Raw genomic sequence first — 18,673 nt, forward strand, 5'->3', positions numbered from 1 at the left:
AAGAGGACGCGCGAGCATGACGACAACGGTGCCGGACGAGCGGACCGGAGAGTTGGAGCCGATTCCGGAGCGGCCGTACCCGAAGCGCCGTGATCCCAAGGGGTCGTGGATGTTCGACATGATCAAGACCACCGATCACAAGAAGATCGGGATCATGTACATGATCACGGCTTTCGTGTTCTTCCTGATCGGCGGCCTGATGGCCCTGTTCATGCGTGCGGAACTGGCTGTCCCCGGGATGCAGTTCCTCTCGAACGAGCAGTTCAATCAGTTGTTCACCATGCACGGCACGATCATGTTGCTGCTGTACGCGACGCCCGTCGTTTTCGGCTTCGCGAACTACATACTTCCGCTGCAGATCGGTGCCCCGGACGTGGCGTTCCCGCGTCTGAACGCATTCGGATTCTGGCTCTTCACTTTTGGTGGTCTCATCGTTCTCGGCGGATTCCTCACGCCGGGCGGCGCTGCCGACTTCGGTTGGACCGCGTACACCCCGTTGTCGGGCGCGGTGCACAGTCCCGGCGTCGGCGCCGACCTGTGGGTCTTCGGTCTGACGGTCGGTGGCCTCGGCACCATTCTCGGTGCGGTCAACATGATCACCACCGTGATCTGCCTGCGCGCACCAGGTATGACGATGTTTCGGATGTCCATCTTCACGTGGAACATCTTCATCACCAGCATTCTGATCTTGATGGCGTTCCCGCTCTTGACCGCTGCGTTCATGGGTCTGTTCGTCGACCGTCATCTCGGTGGGCACATCTTTGACCCGGCGTCGGGTGGAGTTCTGTTGTGGCAGCACCTGTTCTGGTTCTTCGGTCACCCCGAGGTGTACATCATCGCGCTGCCGTTCTTCGGCATCGTCTCGGAGATCTTCCCGGTCTTCAGCCGTAAGCCGATCTTCGGGTACACCGGATTGGTCTATGCGACACTGGCGATTTCAGCTCTGTCGATCGCGGTGTGGGCTCACCACATGTACGCGACGGGTGCTGTTCTCCTGCCGTACTTCTCGTTCATGACGTTCCTGATCGCCGTGCCGACAGGTGTGAAGATCTTCAACTGGATCGGCACGATGTGGAAGGGGCAGTTGACCTTCGAGTCGCCGATGCTGTTCTCGGTCGGCTTCTTGATCACCTTCCTCTTCGGTGGTCTGTCGGGTGTCATTCTCGCGAGCCCGCCGATCGACTTCCATGTCACCGACACGTATTTTGTCGTCGCCCACTTCCATTACGTGGTCTTCGGTACGGTCGTGTTCGCCACGTACGCCGGTATCTACTTCTGGTTCCCGAAGATGACCGGTCGCATGATGGACGAGCGTCTCGGCAAGTGGCACTTCTGGACCACGTTCGTCGGTTTCCACGGCACGTTTCTCGTTCAGCACTGGCTCGGCGGCGAGGGGATGCCGCGTCGCTATGCCGACTACCTGCCCTCGGACGGGTTCACGGTGCTGAACTCGGTGTCCACGATCTTTGCCTTCGTGCTCGGTGCCTCGACGCTTCCGTTCATCTGGAACGTTTTCAAGAGCTACCGCTACGGCGAAGTTGTCACCGTCGACGATCCGTGGGGTTACGGAAACTCGCTGGAGTGGGCAACCACCTGCCCGCCGCCGCGTCACAACTTCACCGAGTTGCCGCGCATCCGCAGTGAGCGTCCGGCGTTCGAGCTGCACTACCCGCACATGGTGGAGCGAATGAGGGCGGAAGCGCACGTGGGTCTCACCGGGCAACCCACGTCGACGTTGGAGAAGAGTGACGATCATCGCCAGATTGATTAGTGCAATAATAGTTGCTGCACTAATTAATCTGATAACATCGGATTCATGACGACGAAGGCTCCGCAGACGCAGATGGATGATCCGCTGGCTCTCGACCGGCAGGTGTGCTTTGCACTTGCGGTCGCGAACCGGGCGGTGCTGTCCGTCTACCGGCCACTGCTCGAGCCGATGGGCCTCACGCATCCCCAGTACCTGGTGATGCTGGCACTGTGGGGAAAGTCGCCGATGGCGGTCAAGGAAATCGGGCAGGCACTGCAACTCGATTCGCCGACGCTGTCGCCGCTCCTCAAGCGACTCGAGGCGTCCGGGCTGATCACGCGAACCCGTAGCCGCGCCGACGAACGGCAACTGGACGTGGACCTCACCGAAGCCGGTGTGGCACTGCGCGCGGAGGCGGAGAAGATCCCGCCGGCGGTTGTCGCGAAGCTCGGCGTCAGCCTCGCCGAACTCGAAGAACTCCACAACGTTCTGACGCGGGTCAACGAGGCCGCGCTCCGCGCCGGAGCCTTGGACCAATGAGAGAAATGTGATGACTGCATCCGAAAGAAACGTGATGACTGCGTCAGTACCGTCGATGCGTACCGAACAGGTGACTTCCGTGACTTCCAAAAAGCAACGTACGAGCCCGAATCCTCTTCAGTGGTTGGGTTATTCAGTGGGGCGCAAGCTGCCCGATTCGATGCAGGACTGGGTACGAAACGACCTGATCGGTGACTGGGCCGTGCCGCGTCACCTGATCCGAAGCATGGTGCCGTTCATTCCAGTGTTCGCGGCTTTCATGCTCTTCCCCGGACCGTGGGCCCTGCGGGCATCGATGGTGCTGCTCGGAGTGCTTCTGGCACTGTTCTATTCGGTCTCCTACATGGCTCAGAACAGGTCGCGTCGCCTCGAGCGTCACGGTTTGCCTTCCGACCTCGAGAACCCGAAGAAGATCTCGCGCCACGACGCCGAGAAGGCCGCCTACGAGAAGTTGCACGGCGGCCCCGCGACGTAGACACCTCGGTCACAAGCCGTGGAGGGCGCTGCCGCCGTTCAACTCGCAGACGCGTTGCTCCACGGTCGCCGAGAAGCCCCCTTCCGGCTCGGTCGAACGGAGAGCCGATTCGACATCTTGCTCGACCAGATATCCGTTGATCGCGATTGCCGCGGTCGAACCTGCCGCCGCAGCATTGATTACCTGGGCGCGAGGGTCGACGACGTTGCCGGCGCCCCAGATACCAGGAACACCGGTGGCGCCGGAACGATCGACAGCCACGAATCCCGTGGGGCTGGTTTTGCAGCCGAGTCGCGTCAGATGTGCGTCGTTCGGAACGAAACGCGGCGCAACGAACAGTGCTGAGCGCGCAACAAGTTGGCCGTTGTCGAGTTCGACGGCTTTCAGTTTGCTTTTCTCGCAGACCAATCCAGATACCGATCCGTCGGCAACCGTCACTCCTCGGGCAGCCAGTCGCGCGCGTTCGTCGGGGGTGAGCGAGATCTTGTCGGGGAAGAACGTCACATCCGACGACCACTGTCGGAGTAGAAACGCCTGGTGAAGTGACATCTCGCGAGCGTCGCCGCCGAGAACGCCGATCGGTTGGTCGCTGATCTCGTACGCATGGCAGTACGGGCAATGGAGCACGCTTTGTCCCCAAAGCTCCTGGATGCCTGGTATTTCCGGGAGTGAATCCCGTAGACCGGTGGCAACCAGCACAGTACGAGTTTCGAGCGTCGTGCCTCCTGAAAGTTCGACGACAAAGCCGGGTTCGATACCGCGCCAGGAGATGTCGACTACGTCATCTTGTGTCAATTCCACTCCGTACGTCTGCAATTCGCTGCGTCCGACGGCGAGCAACTCACGTGGCGCCATGCCGTCGCGCGAGAGGAAGCCGTGCATGTGTGCTGCCGGTGCGTTGCGCGGTTTGCCGGAATCGATGAGGGCGACCGAGCGCCGAGCACGACCCAACACCAGGGCTGCGCTGAGTCCGGCGGCGCCACCGCCGACGATCACGGCGTCGAGGATCTCAGTTTCAGTGTGTGTTCGCATGAGCACAGATTGCTCGCGGAGGGGGTTCTTCAGCAACTAATGTTGCCATTTCTGGGAATCGTCGTCAGACTCGGCACCATGAATGTCAACGGTCCGCACATCGATGCCGCCATCTCGCAGATCGGCGCGCGCCTCAAACGCATTCGTACACAGAGGAACGTCACGCTCACAGCGCTGTCCGAGTCCACCGGTATTTCGAAGAGCACCCTGTCGAGGCTCGAAGCGGGGGAGCGTCGCCCGAGCTTGGAGTTGCTGCTTCCGATCGCGCTTGCCCACCAAGTGCCGTTGGACCAACTGGTGGCGGCACCGCAGGTCGCCGATCCACGCATCCAGAGTGCGCCTCGAAGCGTCAGTGGGCGAACGGTATTGCCGCTGACTCGGCAACCGGGTGGGTTGCAGGCATTCAAGATGACCATCCCGGCAAGCCAGACGGAACCGGATCCCCAAGTGCACGACGGCTACGAATGGCTGTACGTGTTGTCGGGGAGGTTGCGGTTGGTGTTGGCCGATCACGACATCGTGATGGGTACGGGTGAAGCTGCTGAATTCGACACCCGAAACCCGCATTGGTTCGGCAGTGACGGGCGCGGCCCGGTCGAGGTACTGAGTCTGTTCGGCCCCCAAGGAGAACGCATCCACGTTCGGGCCAGGCCTTCGGCGAAGTGACGGACAGTCATACTTTCATTCGATGCTGCCGGAAGCGAAGAGGACAGTGAGGGTCTGTGCGAATCGAAATTGACGACCTGAGTCGGGATGCGGTCCGTGCTCTACTCACCGAACATCTCGCCGACATGCACGCGACCTCGCCCTCGGACAGCGTTCACGCGCTGGACGTCACGGGGCTGATGGATATCTCTGTGACCATGTGGACGCTGTGGAGCGAAGGTGACGAGTTACTCGGTTGCGTCGCGCTCAAGGAACGGTCGTCGGCGGGCGGCGAGATCAAGTCGATGCGAACGTCATCGGCAGCAAGGGGGCGTGGCGTGGGAACGCGACTTCTTCAACACGTCGTGGACGAGTCGAGACAACGAGGTTACCGGCAACTCGAATTGGAGACCGGTACGCAAGAGTTCTTCGATCCAGCTCGCCGGTTGTACGCGAAATTCGGGTTCGTGCCTTGTCCACGGTTCGGGAACTACCGCGAAGACCCGAACAGCGCATTCTTCGTTCTCACCTTGTGAGCAGCTCGCACGCTACAGCATCTTTGCTGTGATGCGTCGTACTGCACTGTCGGAGTCCATGATTGCGGTGTCGAGCACCAGCCGTTCCGTAGTCCACGGCTCGTAGTCTCGATCCAGAATTTCCTGCCACGTCGGTGGTACGAGATCCGGGATGTCGACGACTCGCCGTTCAGCGCGTCTGCGATGCTCGTCGGGATCCGAACAGATGACCTCGACACCGAGCAGGCGCGCCGAATTATGTTGTGCGGTAGCGGACCAGGCGTCTCGTGTCGCCTCGACGGGGTTGACGCATTCGACCACGACCGAAAGTCCGAGTCGCAATTGTTCGGCGGCGAGCGCGTACCCGGTGATGTATCCGGCGGTCCCGGACCCGTCAGCGATACCGCTGCGGATCAGCGCCTGTTCGATGGTATCGATCCGCACGAAGGGGATTTGGTGACGCTGCGCAAGCGCCCGCGCGATCGTCGACTTGCCGGTGGCCGGCAAACCACCGATCACGACGAGCGTTGCGCGAGTCGATGGCTGGGGGTTGTGTCCGGCATCCACCATCCCCGAAATGTACGGGGCGTTGTCGATTTACGTGAACTCGCCCCGTACTCGCCCCGTACTCGCTCAGTTCGAGATCGCGAACTCTCGTGCTTCGAACGCCAGATCGTCGGCGGCGGATTCCATTCGTGCCGTCGCGCGGTTGGGTGCTGTCAGCACTGCGACAATCGGAACTGCCAACGCCAGCAGGCCGAGAACGAAGACAGGGAAGAGGAATGAGAACACTTCGAGTCCCTGTGGCGCCGGGGCTGCCGCGTCGTGAACAACCTCGACAGCGGCCATTCCGGTGTAGTGCATACCGACGACAGCGATGCCCATGATGATTCCGGCGACAAAACGCAGAATCGTGGACTCGAGCACCATGGTGAACCACAGTGCAGCGGTTCCGGCGACGACTGCGATGAGAACCGACAGTGCAACGAAGAGCAGGTCGTAGTGGATCTCGCCCTGAAAGCGCAAGGCGCGCATACCCGTGTAATGCATGATGTTCACGGCGAGACCGGTTACCACGCCCCCGATCAGAAGCCGCGTCCAGCGAAATTCGGTCCCGATGATCAGCAGGCCGACAAACACGGCCCCTACTGAGATGATCGCGGAGATCACGGTCCATCCGAGGTTGTATCGAATGGGACTGCCGGGGACCGCGAAGCCGAGCATGGCGATGAAATGCATGAGCCAGATGGCGACGCCACCGATCGACAAGGCAGCCATGGCGAGCCATCGCATGCGTGTGGCGGTTGTCGTCGCCGACGCTGAATGCCTGGTGCACGCCAGGCCGACTACCGACCCGACCACGGACACGACGTAGGCGAGTCCGAGCAGCCAGATTCCCATCGAGAAATGGTGCATTTCATCCGACATGCCAGTTCCTTTCGGCGACGATTCGCATCTGGTGATTCATCTAGACGACTGCTTCAGCTGCAAGTCGTTCGAGGGAGTATTCGGTGACGGCGATCAGCGCGCGTTTGGCTGATTCGCGGTTTCGGGCGTCGATCTCGATCATGGGAACCCGGTTGGGTAGAGCCAACGCCTGGCGGAGATCGCTCGCCGAATGGATTGGTGCGCCGTCGAAACGGTTGACCGCCACGATGAACGGGAGGCCTCGCGCCTCGAAGAAGTCGACTGCGGCGAAGCTGTCTTCCAGGCGACGCGTGTCGACCAGAATGACCGCACCGATCGCACCGGTGATCAGGTCGTCCCACATGAACCAGAAGCGGCGCTGTCCCGGGGTTCCGAACAGATAGAGGACCAGGTCGTCGGCGAGAGTGATGCGCCCGAAGTCCATCGCGACCGTCGTGGTGCTCTTGTCGGGAGTGGATCCGAGATTGTCGATACCGTCGCTGGCGTCGGTGACCATGGCCTCCGTGCGAAGGGGGACGATTTCGGAGACGGTCCCCACAAGTGTTGTCTTGCCAACACCGAAACCCCCGGCGATCACGATTTTTGTCGATTTCACGCGAGACGATGAGTCAGAGTGCCCGAAGTCCACTGAGGGTCCTTTCGATCAGTTCGCGTCGCTCGACTCGAGATGCGTCGCTTCGCAGAGTGGCATGTATTTCCAGTGATCCGGCTACTACGAGGTCGGCGACCAGTACCCGCACGACTCCGATCGGAACACCCAGGTGGGCAGCGATCTCGGCAACCGAGATCCGCTGCTCGCAGAGTGCGACGATCGATGCACGAATATCCTGCGGTGCAAGTTTGTTCGAGACCGCGTCTTCGATCGTCGCGATGATCGCTTCGAGTGGGAGGTCGATGGACGGCAGGGTCCGACCTTCGGTGAGCGCGTACGGCCGGACCAAGCTCGGTTCGGCGTCGTCGTACTCGGATTGATGGTGAGGCATCGAACTCAAATACCCTGCGATGTTCTCGGGGCAATGTCCATGGTGGTGCCGACGCGATCGACGAGAGTCGCCATTTCGTAACCGATCTGGCCGATGTCGCATCCGGCGACAGCGAGAGCGGCAAGGTAAGCGCCACTACCGACGCCCATGAGAAGCAGGTAGCCGTTCTCCATCTCGACGACGGACTGCATGACGGCTCCACCGTCGAAGAGGCGTGACGCCCCCGCGGACAGGCTGGCGAGTCCGGAAGTGACAGCGGCTAATTGATCGGCCCGATCGAGCGGAAGATGTGTGCTCGAGGCCGTCAACAACCCGTCGGCTGAGACGATGATCGCGTGACTCACACCCGGCACGTCTCGGGCAAAAGCCGATACCAGCCAGTCGAGTGCGCGGGGAGTCTCTTGGGCTCCGACAGTGTTCACTGTTCTCCTTCATCGTTGTGCAACATCGTGGACGATTCGAAAGACTGTCCGCCATCGGGCTCATGGTCGGCGGCGCGCCGACGCCCTCGTTGTACGCCGGATTGGTAACTGCTCCAACCACGTTGGACGTCCGCCGGATTGGATGCATGGCGCTGTGTCGTTCCGCCTCTCCCGACGGCACCGGGAACCAGGCGGGCTCCGCGGTCTCGAATGGGAAGTCCGGAATCGGCGATCTTGGTGACCGGCATCTCGAACGAGGTCCGAGCGGCCAGCCAGCCTTGATCCGCGTCGGTGGTCCAAGCACTGCCGGTGGAAGCAGCTGAAGTCTCCGCCGTCGGGTCCACGAGCCACTCGGACACCATCCGGGCGAAAATCGGCATCGTGGTCGGGGCAGCGAGTACGCCGTTCGAGTTGCCCTCTCCCGCGCCGTCAGCGCGCGCCGATGCGCGAGCAGAGAGCCCGTCACGGGTGCGCGAGGAGAAGAACGCCGCAGTATTTGTCGGCGTCGGGGCTGAGAGCCGGTGCCGTGGCGGCGGGGTTGTCGACGGGTGTGGACCCACCGGGATCTCGGGACCCTGTGCCGGCGAGGTGAATTCCGGCGAAGGAGTACGCACGGGAAGGGACGTCGATGCGCTTGTGCCTTCGGGATCGGGCAGAGGAGCGAAGGACGACACGGAGGTGGCGGGTGCAGCAGTGGTCGGAGTCGAGGTACTGACCGCCGGTACTCCACTTGTGCCCGGAGTGCGACGTGGCAACCCCGAAGGCGCTGTTGTCGTGGGAATGGATTGCGGTGTGATCGGGGCGAACGTCTCAGTCCGGTCGGTGCTGTTGCTGGGCGTTCGACGCGGGAGATCTGCGAAACTTCTGGTCGCAGGCTGCGGGGGTGCCAATTCGGTCGGGACGGGCTTTGACCAGGACGGTTCAGACGGTGCGGGCGGCGGAGTCCGATCGAGCGTGGGCACGGGTCCGGTTCGCGGCGTGCGGATCTCGGGTCCCCGAGAAGAATCGAGTATCGACGTCGGTAGGAGCACCGTTGCGGTGATGCCGCTGTGCGTCGACGACGTTGCCGTCGGGCGCAGGCGCACAGAGATGTTGTAGCGACGACTGATTCGGCTCACGACGAACAAACCCATGCGACGCGCTGTATCCGCGCTCATCTCGCCGCCGGCGGCGAGGCGCTCGTTGGCATCGAGGATATCGGCAGGCGACATGCCGATACCGAGATCTGCGATCTCGACGATCATGGAGCCGTCGATGGTGCGGGCAGCGTTGATGGAGACGGTGGTCTCCGGCGGGGAGTACCGCAGAGAATTGTCGAGCAGTTCAGCGATGAGGTGAACGACGTCCGGGGCAGCATGACCGGTGACGACTCCGGGCGGTATCTGCCCGAGTTCGACGCGTCGATATTCCTCGACGCCTGATACCGCCGCACGAAGGATATCGCCGAGAGCGACGGGGGCGGTTCTGGCGCGGCGTACATCGGTTCCGGCGAGAACCAACAAGTTGTCGCCGTTTCTACGCATTCTCGCGGCGATGTGGTCGAGCCGGAACAGATTCTCGAGGCGACGAGGGTCGTCTTCGTCCTGCTCCAACTGTTCGATCAAACCGAGTTGCTGGTCGACGAGGGACTTGTTACGCCTCGACAGCGTTTCGAACATGTCGTTGACCTGGCGCCGCAGGGTGGCCTGCTCGCCGGCCAGCGTGATGGCCTGACCGTGCATGTCGTCCACCGCGCGTGCAAGCTCGCCGATTTCCTCGTGGGTGCGGATCGGTACACGGGCGAAGTCGACGTCGTCGATACTGGCACCTGCGCGAATTCGTTCGATCGCGTCGGGGAGTCCGCGTCGTGCTGCTTGCAATGCGGCAAATCGCAGCCGACGGATCGGATCGATGAGCGATCGGCTGATGACGAGGGCGATGGCCAGTGCCAGCAGGACCGCGCCGAGCACGATTGCAGTGTCACGAAGTGCTGCGGCTCGTGCTGCATTGGATTCAGCGGTGACGGTATCGCCGAACTCGGTGACGGTGGTGTCGGTCAGGCTGTTGTACTGGTCGTTTCCGGATTTCAGATCGGTACCGACGCGGCTCCCCAGAGGAGAGGTCGACGGGGTTGATCCGAGTGCGTTGATCCGGTTCTGAGCGGAGTTGCTGAGGGTCCGGACGGTGTCGTTGCTCCCGTCGATGGCGAGAATGTTGTTCAGAGCGACCAGTTCGGCACCGGCGGCACTGACCATCGAGGTACGAGCCTGCTGGTCCGGATCACCTGAGCCGAAGAGGATTCGTTGTTCGGCCAGTGCTCGTCGCGCATCCCAGAGTGCTGAGAGTCGGCCACCCTCTTCGCGCAGCGCCGGACGCTGAGAATGCTCGACGACGCTGGTGAAGATGCTCGAGAGTGCGCGAGAGACTTCGCCGACCCGCGAAACCAAGCGTGCGGGAGCCACCGCGCCGGCGGCGACCTCCTCCGTGATGGAACGGCTCTCTGCGAGCGCCGAAGTCACTTGGTCGTTGAGATCGTCGTCGGACTGGAACGCGCGCGCGGCGTCGACCAGTTGATCCATTGCGTCCGAAACCGCTTGTGTGGCGGGGCCGGTGTCAGTGCGTGCCGATGCGGCTTCGGCGAGCTCGTACAGCGCGGATTCGAGATTGATCGCGGCGGGCACAGCGAGGGCGCGCTCGGACGAGGAACTCAGCTGTGCGGCTTCTTCGAGTTCCGTCTGAACGCGAAGGGCTCCGAGGACGACGGCGACGATCATCGGCAATGCGAGAACGGCGATGACCTTCCATCCCAGGCGCCATTCGCCGATCGACCACCAAGAGGTTGTCGTGTGTGAATCGTGTTTCATGCGGAACATGGCCCCTTCACGTCAACCCCCGTGGGTCATTGCCCGAACCCCTTCGATCCGGTTTGACCAGAAGGGGTAGTTAGCTGAACGGTAACAGACTGTTCGCTGGCTCGCTACATCCCAGTTGGCTTCTCGGATCGCCGATGACTATATCCGGATTGTAAGGCCAGGTGAAAGGGTAAACGGACAAGTGCGGCGAATGGGATAGCCGGATAGTCCAATTTGGTAGCTCGGCGAGTAGTGCTGCCCGGGAATTCGCGGAACTCACGGCAAGCATCTGGCTCGTGTCCCGACATCGAGGACACGTCCGAACGAGGCGCACACGCATGTCAGAATGTGGAAACCGCACCGATGACCGAATTGAACTTGGAGCCATAGTGAGTGGAACTGCTCGCGACGCGTTGCGCGCGATCGCCGAACTGCTCGCCCCTGACAGCGCTGTTGTCATCGATCGTGTGACTCTCGCGATCGACCAACCGGAACGGTATGTCGAAGTACAGAACGAGTTGTACTCACAGACGCTCGAGAAGCCACACCCGGAAATGGCGTGGTTTGCTCTCGTCGACGCATTGCACGAACAAGAACGCCTGGTCTGGGTGGACTGGAACGAGGATGCTGCCGAGGTTCTGGGTCAGCTGCGAGTGCTCACGTCGGCGCCGGCGGGATCGTGGGAGTGGTCGGACAGTCTTGTCGTGGCCTTCGATCGAGCTGCCGGACTCGAATCGCTTCTCGCCCGTATCGGCGACAACATCACCGATACGGGCGTTTCACTTGCCTGGCTCGACAGCGACAGCGATACGTTTCTCCTCGCGCTCGTCCCGAGTGTTCACGGTGCAACGCTCGTCGAACTCGCGCTGGCAACCGGGCACTGCGTGCGCGTGTTCTAGAGTCTCAGCGTTTGCCGAGCAGGCGGCGCAATCCTTCGATTCGATCGCTCAGTCTGGGCGGCGTGCGCTCGGGATCCATCAGTGCATTTTCAGCGAGCACGTGGTCTTCGCCGTCGACTGTGTTCCGGTCGAATTCGCGCAGACTGCGAGCGTCGGAGGTCGAGAGAGCGCGAACCGTCGACAACAGTGACTGCTCGCCCAACGCGTCGTCGACTTCTTCCTCGGTGACGTCGAGGTGCTCGCTGAGTAGGTGGCGCCTCAATCCGATGATCGAGGCGCGCAACTCGACATCTGCGTCGTCGTCGGATTCGACGGCGATGTCGCACTCGGTGTCGAAGCCCATCGAACGGTTGTTGAGATTCGACGACCCGATTCGCAGGAGGCGATCGTCCATCACGAGAACCTTGGCGTGTACGTAAATAGGTGCGCCAGAAGAGGTCACGGGATAAAACGCACCGAAACGGTCGTGGATATCGGCCGACCACAGCAAATGCAGCAGGTCGTGGCGTGCCCCGTCCATCGCCTTTTGTTCGAGCCATCCATCGGCATTGCGGGGAATGACCAGAACGATTTCCGGCCCGTCGGCCTCACGTAGACGCGCGGCAATCGCCTCGGCCAGCGTGCGTGATGCGAGGTACTGGCTTTCGATGTACAGCGTGTGTTCGGCGCCGGCGATGGCCGCGAGATACAGCGCCTCGATCTCACGAACCTCCGCGCGCTCGCCGAGTTCCGGCAATGTTCTGGCGACGGCTACGTCGACCACCCGCAAGGTGGGAGCCAAATTGACGGGCCACGGAGTCGCAGTGCTCTTGACCGGTGTCAGATCCTCGCCGGTTGCGGATTTCCAGCGTGCCCGCGCCAATTCGCCGATGGCCGCAGCCGCATTGCCGTCGACCGCCGTGGTTGCGTCATGCCAAGGGCCGTAACGCCTTCCGCTCGGCGTGATTCGATAATTGTTTCGGTCGACGTGATCCGAGGTGTCCCAGCGGTCCACAGTCATGTCGATGCCGCCGCAGAACGCCAGAGCGTCGTCGATGACGATGATTTTCTGATGGTGCGCCGCACCAACCGGGTGGGCGCCGTCGATCTCGAACCGTAGGCGCTCGTCGGTCAGCCAGTTGGACACGAAGACGGGAGTCATGCCGCGGCCGATTGCGGTGAACGCGCCGATGTTCCATTTGAGTACGAGGATTTCGAGGTCGGGTATCTCGCGGACGAGCCAGCGGAGGAACATTCCCAACCGGTTGGGGCCGTCGAGAGTCTGCTCGCCTGGTTCGAGTTTGATGCGCGTGTCGAAGTCCCAGCCGATCAACATGATTCGCTTTTCAGCTTGCAGCATTGCGGACTTCGCATGATGAAAGTAGTCAGCGGCGTCGACGATGCAGGCAAGATTGTCCGCCGGTTCGATGCGCCAGCAGGTTTCGCCCGGAACAAGGATTCTGTTCATTCGCCGATTCCCAGGTACGCGGTCAGTTCGCGCGCTGCCGCTTGGCCGGCGCGGTTGGCTCCGATCGTCGACGACGACGGTCCGTATCCCACCAGGTGCACGCGAGGGTCGGCTTCGACCTGCGTGGCGAGGCGCCCGGTCATCGGGATTCCGCCACCCGGTCCGCGCAGGTGCAACGGCGCCAGGTGATCGAGTGAGCTACGAAAACCGGTGCACCACAAGATGACATCGGCGTCGGCGACGGTACCGTCGGCCCATTTCACGCCGTTCGGAAGAATTTCGGAGAACATCGGCAGTCGATTCATCACACCACGCTCACGTGCTGCCCGGATGGCAGGCGTTACCGGGAGGCCGGTCACCGAGACAACGGATCCCGGTGGCAGGCCGCGTCGTACACGATCTTCGACCATGGCAACCGCAGCGCGGCCGATGTCCGGCGTGAACGGCTCGTCGCGGAACTCGGGTTCGCGCGGCGTCACCCAGGTAGTGGTCGTGACGCGTGAGATCTCGTCGAGCAGTTGGACAGCCGAGATCCCGCCGCCGACCACGACGACATGTTTGCCTTCGAACTCGGCAGCGGTTCGATAGTCCTTCGTGTGCAGTTGTCGGCCACGGAACGACTCGGCCCCGCGATAGTGGGGGATGAAGGGCCGCTCCCAGGTCCCCGTCGCGTTGATCAAGCCTCGCGCCGCGAATACTCCCTGGTCGGTCTCGATCCGCAGGCGCTCTTCCCTCGGACACACCACTCGCGTGTGTACCGGGCGGTGGACGGGAAGTTCGAATTGCTTTTCGTACAGTTCGAAGTAGTGGGGGACCGCCACCGATGCAGGCACCTGTTCGGCGTCTGTACCGGTGGTTTCCGCGAAGGACATTCCCGGGAGGTCATGGACGCCGTTGACGGTGCTCAGTGTCAGGCTCGGCCAACGGAACTGCCACGCCCCGCCCGGCCCCGACGCATGATCGAGCACCACGAACCCCGATTCGGGCTCGATTCCGAACTTGCGCAGGTAGTACGCGGCGGAGAGTCCGGCCTGTCCGGCGCCGATCACCACCACGTCAACCGGGTGTGGTTGCTGTGCGGCAAGGTCGTCTGTACTCATCGGTAATCTAACCTCCTGATGTACAGAACTTAGCTGCAGAGAAGTATGCGGACGGTATCGGCGCCTCGGAACATCCCTGTGTCGAGCCTTCCAGAAACGAAAGTGAGCGGACATGATCGGGTTCTCCCGTGACGGCAACGTCGTGACCATCGAGTTGCAGCGTCACGAGCGTCGTAATGCGCTCAGCGCGGAACTCTGCATCGCAATACGGGACGCGATGAACGCGGCGGTAGCCGAGCACGCGCACGTCGTCGTCATCACCGGTGAGGGATCGGCGTTCTGTGCAGGCGCGGACCTTTCCGGCGACGTCTACATGGAGGGCTTCACCGATCGTCTGTTCGAGATGCTTCGCTCTATCGACACGGCGCCCATCCCCGTCATTGCCGCTGTCAACGGTCCGGCCATCGGCGCGGGCACGCAACTGGCCATCGCGTCGGATCTTCGCGTCGTAGCGCCGAGCGCTCGCTTCGGAATCCCGGCCGCCACCCTCGGTGTCTCGGTGGACAAGTGGACGATGCGTCGGCTCGCGTCGCTGGTCGGCGGCGGTCCCGCGCGCACCATTTTGCTCGGCATCGAACAGATCGGCGCCGAAGAAGCCTTCACTCGCGGCCTCGCCAACAAAATTGGAACCCTCGACGACGCTCAGGAATGGGCACACCGCATTGCAAATCTCGCACCGCTGTCGTTGCGGCACATGAAGATGGTTCTCAACGACGACGGCACCATGGAGGAGCAGTCTCCCGAGCAGCTCGACGCGCTTCACGCCGCCTGGCTCAGCGAGGACGTCCAGGAAGCCCGCGCTGCCCGCATCGAGAACCGCCCTCCCGTATTCAAGGGTAAGTAAAGCTGGTTGCAGGGAAAACAGGCGCCGGGCACGCAGGGCAGATAGTGGCTACGCTCGTCTGAATGAAGAAGACGACGGTTCTCGGAGTTGCTGCTGTTGCCGCGGCGACGGGGTGGGTGGCGCGAGCCGCATGGGGCATCCCGACGCAGATCGGGGCCTCGCGAAACACGGTGCAACCGTATGCGGCGATGTCCCCGCGATACCGGGACCGCCAGTTCCACAACTCGGAGCCCAGCAGCACACTGGTTCCGGGCACCGATGTCGGAATGTTCAAGTCGATGGCCACGCGAGGGTCGACGGGTCGGCCGCGTCGGCCGATTCCGTTGGCCACTCCGCTGGCACCGGCGGCAGCCGGCGACGCGGCGGTGACGTGGTACGGCCATTCGAGCGTTCTCGTCGAGGTCGACGGCTACCGCGTTCTCGCCGATCCGGTGTGGAGTGAACGCGTATCACCCTCGGCCACAGTAGGTCCCGCACGCATGCACCCCACTCCGGTGGCTTTGACCGAACTGCCTGCAGTGGATGCGATGGTCATCTCTCACGATCACTACGACCATCTCGACATGGCTACGGTCAAGACCCTGACTCGTACACAGACCGCTCCGTTCGTCGTGCCGATCGGTATCGGTGCGCACCTGCGGCACTGGAAGGTGCCCGAGAACCGGATCGTGGAACTGGACTGGGACGAGTCGACCAAGATCGGCGACCTGGTCCTCACGTGCACGGAGGCTCGTCACTTCTCCGGTCGTGGCCTTGTCCGGAACACGACCCAGTGGGCGTCGTGGGTATTCGCCGGGCCGAAGCACCGGGTCTTCTTCGGTGGTGACAGCGGATACACATCACGTTTCGAACAGCTGGGTGAAACCTATGGGCCTTTCGATCTGACGCTTCTCCCCGTCGGTGCGTACGACGTGCGCTGGCCGGACATCCACATGAATCCGGAAGAGGCAGTGCAGACGCACATCGACCTCAACAAGGGCGACGGGTCGCGCGGTGTCTTCGTCCCGATTCACTGGGCGACGTTCAACCTCGCGTTTCACTCGTGGTCGGAGCCGATCATTCGCCTCGACGAGTCGGCTGCAGATGCGGGCACAACAGTGTCGGTCCCGATGCCGGGCGGCAGGATCGACGCGTTGTCACCGACACCGCCGTCGAAGTGGTGGATACCGCTGGGCTGAGCGGCGAAGTGTCGCGGACGTGGTTGCCTGTCGAGTCGCACCCTGATTAGTTGCTCCGGGTGCGTAATCTTTGACCATGGCTCACGAGCACACCAGTTCAGAAGAGACAGCAGTGGCGGTAGCGCCTGAGCGATTGCCGGACGACGTCGACGTCGCCCGCGGTCTGACCGCCGATCAGGTTGCAGCAAGGATCGCGTCGGGACAAACCAACGATGTACCGGACCGGGCGTCCCGCTCGGTCAAGGACATCATTCGCGGCAACGTCTTCACTCGCATCAACGCGATCCTGACCGTGTTGTTGGTGATCGTGCTCGCGACGGGTTCGATCATCGACGGCATGTTCGGACTGCTGATCATCGCGAACAGCGGTATCGGCATCATCCAGGAGATCCGCGCCAAGCGCACGCTCGACGCTCTGGCCATCGTGAGTCAGGCCAAGCCCATGGTCAGGCGTGACGGCGTCGCCGTGGCGATGGCGCCCAAAGATGTTGTGCTCGACGACATTATCGAACTCGGATCCGGTGACCAGATAGTAGTCGACGGTGAGGTGGTCAGTTCGGCTGCACTCGAGGTCGACGAATCGCTGCTCACCGGTGAGGCCGATCCGGTTCACAAGGCGAGTGGCCAGCAAGTGTTGTCGGGCAGTTTTGTTGCCGCGGGCAGCGGTGCATACCGCGCCACCAAGGTCGGCGGCGATGCATACGCGGCCAAGCTGGCCGAAGAGGCGAGCAAGTTCACCCTCGTGCATTCCGAACTGCGTAGCGGCATCGACAAGATCCTGAAGTTCATCACCTACCTGATGATTCCGGCGGGTGCGCTGATCATCTTCAATCAGCTCTTCACGATCGGCCTGCCGATCCGACCGGCACTCAACGGCATGGTGGCAGCTCTGGTTCCGATGGTTCCCGAAGGCCTTGTGCTCATGACGTCCATTGCATTTGCGGTCGGTGTGATCCGGTTGGGCAAGCGCCAGTGCCTCGTTCAGGAGTTGCCGGCGATCGAGGGTCTGGCCCGTGTCGACGTGGTGTGCGCGGACAAGACCGGAACGCTGACCGAGAACGGCATGCGCCTGTCCGAGGTCGACGTCGCACCGGGTGGATCGGGGGAGACTGCGGTCAAGTCCGCGTTGAGCGCGATGGCCGCGTCCGACCCTCGCCCCAACGCGAGTGTCCTGGCGATTCGCGAGTCTCTCTCCGACGACTCCGGGTGGGGCGAAGCGACAGCGGTGGCGCCGTTCTCCTCGGCGAAGAAGTGGAGCGGCCAGTCGTACGGCAGTCACGGCAACTGGGTACTCGGTGCCCCGGACGTGCTGCTCGATCCCGACTCGGAAATGGCCCGCAAGGCCGAGGAAGTGGGTTCGAGCGGACTTCGTGTCCTCATGCTCGGCAGCAGCGACCTCCCCGTCGACGACGCCGACGCCCCTGGCACCGTCACCCCCGAAGCTCTGGTCGTGCTCGAGCAGAAAGTGCGCCCGGACGCCCAGGAGACGTTGGAGTACTTCGCCAGCCAGAAGGTCGCGGTCAAGGTCATTTCCGGCGACAACGCGGTTTCCGTCGGCGCCGTTGCCGGATCCCTCGGACTCGAAGGCGGCGACCGCCCCATCGACGCGCGAGAGCTGCCCAGCGATCAGGAAAAGCTGGCGGACACTCTCGACGGAGCAACGACGTTCGGTCGAGTGCGACCGGATCAGAAGCGGGAAATGGTCGCGGCCTTGCAGTCTCGCGGACATACCGTCGCGATGACCGGTGACGGCGTCAACGACGTGCTCGCCCTCAAGGACGCCGACATCGGAGTCTCGATGGGGTCGGGCAGCCCGGCTACCCGAGCCGTGGCCCAGATCGTGCTGCTGGACAACAAGTTCGCGACGCTCCCGTACGTCGTCGCGGAAGGCCGCCGAGTGATCGGCAACATCGAGCGTGTGTCGAATCTGTTCCTGACCAAGACCGTCTACTCGGTGGTGCTTGCGTTCCTGATCGGCATCACCGGCGTCCTGTCCCAGGTCTTCGACTTCGAACCGCTGCCGTACCCGTTCCTGCCCCGCCACGTCACGATCGCAGCGTGGTTCACGATCGGTATCCCGGCCTTCATCTTGTCTCTGGCACCCAACAACGAGCGCGCGCGAACCGGTTTCGTCTCGCGCGTGATGCGTCTGGCGTTGCCGTCGGGCCTGATCATCGGCATCACCACGTTCATCTCCTACGTATTGGCTTACCAAGGCCCGGACCAGACGGAAACCCAGAAGATCCAGGCCGGAACCAGTGCGCTCATCACGTTGATCATGATCGCCGTGTGGGTTCTGGCCGTCGTGGCTCGGCCGTACGTCTGGTGGAAGCTCGTTCTGATCGGCGGGTCGGTGGCCGGATACCTCATCCTGTTCGCGCTGCCGTTCACCCGCGAGTTCTTCAAACTGGATCCGAGCAACGTCGCTGCGACGACGCTCGCGATCACCCTCGGCGCGATCGGCGTTGTACTCGTGGAACTCTCGTGGTGGATCAGCGCACGCCTGCACGGGGAGAAACGAAAGATGTTCGCGACACCCGACGACCTGCCCGGCGAGCATCACCATGCCCACAGTGAGTGAGTA

General features: G+C 62.4%; 18 protein-coding genes. 9 read left to right on the top strand and 9 right to left on the bottom strand.

All coding sequences use genetic code 11. From position 1 onward, the window contains the following. The first annotated feature begins 16 nt into the window (after window positions 1–16). Genes ctaD through ASU23_RS10320 form a run of 3 tightly spaced genes read left to right on the top strand, consistent with a single transcriptional unit; the run spans window position 17 to window position 2,765 of the window. Window positions 17–1,771 (top strand): cytochrome c oxidase subunit I, encoded by a 1,755-nt coding sequence (gene ctaD / locus ASU23_RS10310; protein ID WP_020970441.1) that lies wholly within the window; start codon window positions 17–19, stop codon window positions 1,769–1,771. 45 nt (window positions 1,772–1,816) lie between these two features. Beyond that, window positions 1,817–2,290 carry a MarR family winged helix-turn-helix transcriptional regulator gene (locus ASU23_RS10315; RefSeq protein WP_003939892.1) on the top strand — a complete coding sequence of 158 codons (474 nt, stop codon included), beginning with the start codon at window positions 1,817–1,819 and terminating at the stop codon, window positions 2,288–2,290. Window positions 2,291–2,345: 55 nt separating this feature from the next. Then, window positions 2,346–2,765 carry a DUF5313 family protein gene (locus tag ASU23_RS10320; RefSeq protein WP_042451127.1) on the top strand — a complete coding sequence of 140 codons (420 nt, stop codon included), beginning with the start codon at window positions 2,346–2,348 and terminating at the stop codon, window positions 2,763–2,765. Window positions 2,766–2,774: 9 nt separating this feature from the next. On the opposite strand, the gene ASU23_RS10325 is transcribed toward ASU23_RS10320, so the two are convergent. Next, window positions 2,775–3,797, bottom strand: coding sequence for an NAD(P)/FAD-dependent oxidoreductase (locus tag ASU23_RS10325; RefSeq protein ID WP_058037844.1), 1,023 nt, complete (start codon window positions 3,795–3,797; stop codon window positions 2,775–2,777). Window positions 3,798–3,836: 39 nt separating this feature from the next. Here ASU23_RS10325 and ASU23_RS10330 point away from each other — a divergent pair, with 39 nt between their 5' ends. Then, window positions 3,837–4,463: a helix-turn-helix domain-containing protein gene (locus ASU23_RS10330; protein WP_007727793.1), complete on the top strand. Its 627-nt coding sequence runs from the start codon at window positions 3,837–3,839 to the stop codon at window positions 4,461–4,463. A 56-nt stretch (window positions 4,464–4,519) separates the two neighbouring features. Beyond that, a complete protein-coding gene (locus ASU23_RS10335) occupies window positions 4,520–4,978 on the top strand; it encodes a GNAT family N-acetyltransferase (protein ID WP_058037845.1) in 459 nt (152 codons plus the stop codon). 12 nt (window positions 4,979–4,990) lie between these two features. Here the strand turns inward: ASU23_RS10335 and ASU23_RS10340 are convergent, their stop codons facing one another. From ASU23_RS10340 to ASU23_RS10365, 6 genes are all read right to left on the bottom strand, one after another. Further along, window positions 4,991–5,527, bottom strand: coding sequence for an AAA family ATPase (locus ASU23_RS10340; RefSeq protein ID WP_054781217.1), 537 nt, complete (start codon window positions 5,525–5,527; stop codon window positions 4,991–4,993). Between the two features lie 63 nt (window positions 5,528–5,590). Then, window positions 5,591–6,385, bottom strand: a complete 795-nt coding sequence (locus tag ASU23_RS10345) for an MHYT domain-containing protein (protein ID WP_003939865.1) — start codon at window positions 6,383–6,385, stop codon at window positions 5,591–5,593. A gap of 40 nt (window positions 6,386–6,425) precedes the next feature. Then, window positions 6,426–7,013, bottom strand: coding sequence for an ATP/GTP-binding protein (locus ASU23_RS10350; RefSeq protein WP_003940118.1), 588 nt, complete (start codon window positions 7,011–7,013; stop codon window positions 6,426–6,428). Continuing rightward, window positions 6,994–7,368: a DUF742 domain-containing protein gene (locus ASU23_RS10355; protein ID WP_058037846.1), complete on the bottom strand. Its 375-nt coding sequence runs from the start codon at window positions 7,366–7,368 to the stop codon at window positions 6,994–6,996. The genes ASU23_RS10350 and ASU23_RS10355 overlap by 20 nt, the downstream gene beginning before the upstream one ends. Before the next feature lie 5 nt (window positions 7,369–7,373). Next, complete coding sequence (locus ASU23_RS10360) at window positions 7,374–7,790, bottom strand: roadblock/LC7 domain-containing protein (RefSeq protein WP_003940329.1); 417 nt, start codon at window positions 7,788–7,790, stop codon at window positions 7,374–7,376. Continuing rightward, complete coding sequence (locus ASU23_RS10365) at window positions 7,787–10,633, bottom strand: ATP-binding protein (protein ID WP_253741272.1); 2,847 nt, start codon at window positions 10,631–10,633, stop codon at window positions 7,787–7,789. Before ASU23_RS10365 ends, ASU23_RS10360 begins: the two co-directional genes overlap by 4 nt. Window positions 10,634–11,010: 377 nt before the next feature. Between ASU23_RS10365 and ASU23_RS10370 the strand changes: the two genes are divergently transcribed. Continuing rightward, complete coding sequence (locus tag ASU23_RS10370) at window positions 11,011–11,520, top strand: hypothetical protein (RefSeq protein ID WP_058037916.1); 510 nt, start codon at window positions 11,011–11,013, stop codon at window positions 11,518–11,520. A 4-nt stretch (window positions 11,521–11,524) separates the two neighbouring features. Here ASU23_RS10370 and ASU23_RS10375 read toward each other — a convergent pair whose 3' ends face one another. Together ASU23_RS10375 and ASU23_RS10380 are read right to left on the bottom strand one after the other, a co-directional pair. Continuing rightward, window positions 11,525–12,967, bottom strand: coding sequence for a phospholipase D-like domain-containing protein (locus tag ASU23_RS10375; RefSeq protein WP_058037848.1), 1,443 nt, complete (start codon window positions 12,965–12,967; stop codon window positions 11,525–11,527). Next, on the bottom strand, window positions 12,964–14,067 hold the full coding sequence (locus ASU23_RS10380; protein ID WP_058037849.1) for an NAD(P)-binding domain-containing protein: 1,104 nt from the start codon (window positions 14,065–14,067) through the stop codon (window positions 12,964–12,966). The genes ASU23_RS10375 and ASU23_RS10380 overlap by 4 nt, the downstream gene beginning before the upstream one ends. A gap of 112 nt (window positions 14,068–14,179) precedes the next feature. Here ASU23_RS10380 and ASU23_RS10385 point away from each other — a divergent pair, with 112 nt between their 5' ends. From ASU23_RS10385 to ASU23_RS10395, 3 genes are all read left to right on the top strand, one after another. Next, window positions 14,180–14,911 (top strand): enoyl-CoA hydratase, encoded by a 732-nt coding sequence (locus ASU23_RS10385; protein WP_003940192.1) that lies wholly within the window; start codon window positions 14,180–14,182, stop codon window positions 14,909–14,911. Between the two features lie 62 nt (window positions 14,912–14,973). Then, window positions 14,974–16,089 (top strand): MBL fold metallo-hydrolase, encoded by a 1,116-nt coding sequence (locus ASU23_RS10390; RefSeq protein WP_058037850.1) that lies wholly within the window; start codon window positions 14,974–14,976, stop codon window positions 16,087–16,089. A gap of 76 nt (window positions 16,090–16,165) precedes the next feature. Continuing rightward, window positions 16,166–18,670: a cation-translocating P-type ATPase gene (locus ASU23_RS10395; RefSeq protein WP_003940410.1), complete on the top strand. Its 2,505-nt coding sequence runs from the start codon at window positions 16,166–16,168 to the stop codon at window positions 18,668–18,670. Window positions 18,671–18,673: the final 3 nt, after the last annotated feature.

Origin of the sequence: Rhodococcus sp. KB6, from assembly GCF_001445685.1 — a bacterium.
Taxonomy (GTDB): Bacteria; Actinomycetota; Actinomycetes; order Mycobacteriales; family Mycobacteriaceae; genus Rhodococcus_F; species Rhodococcus_F qingshengii.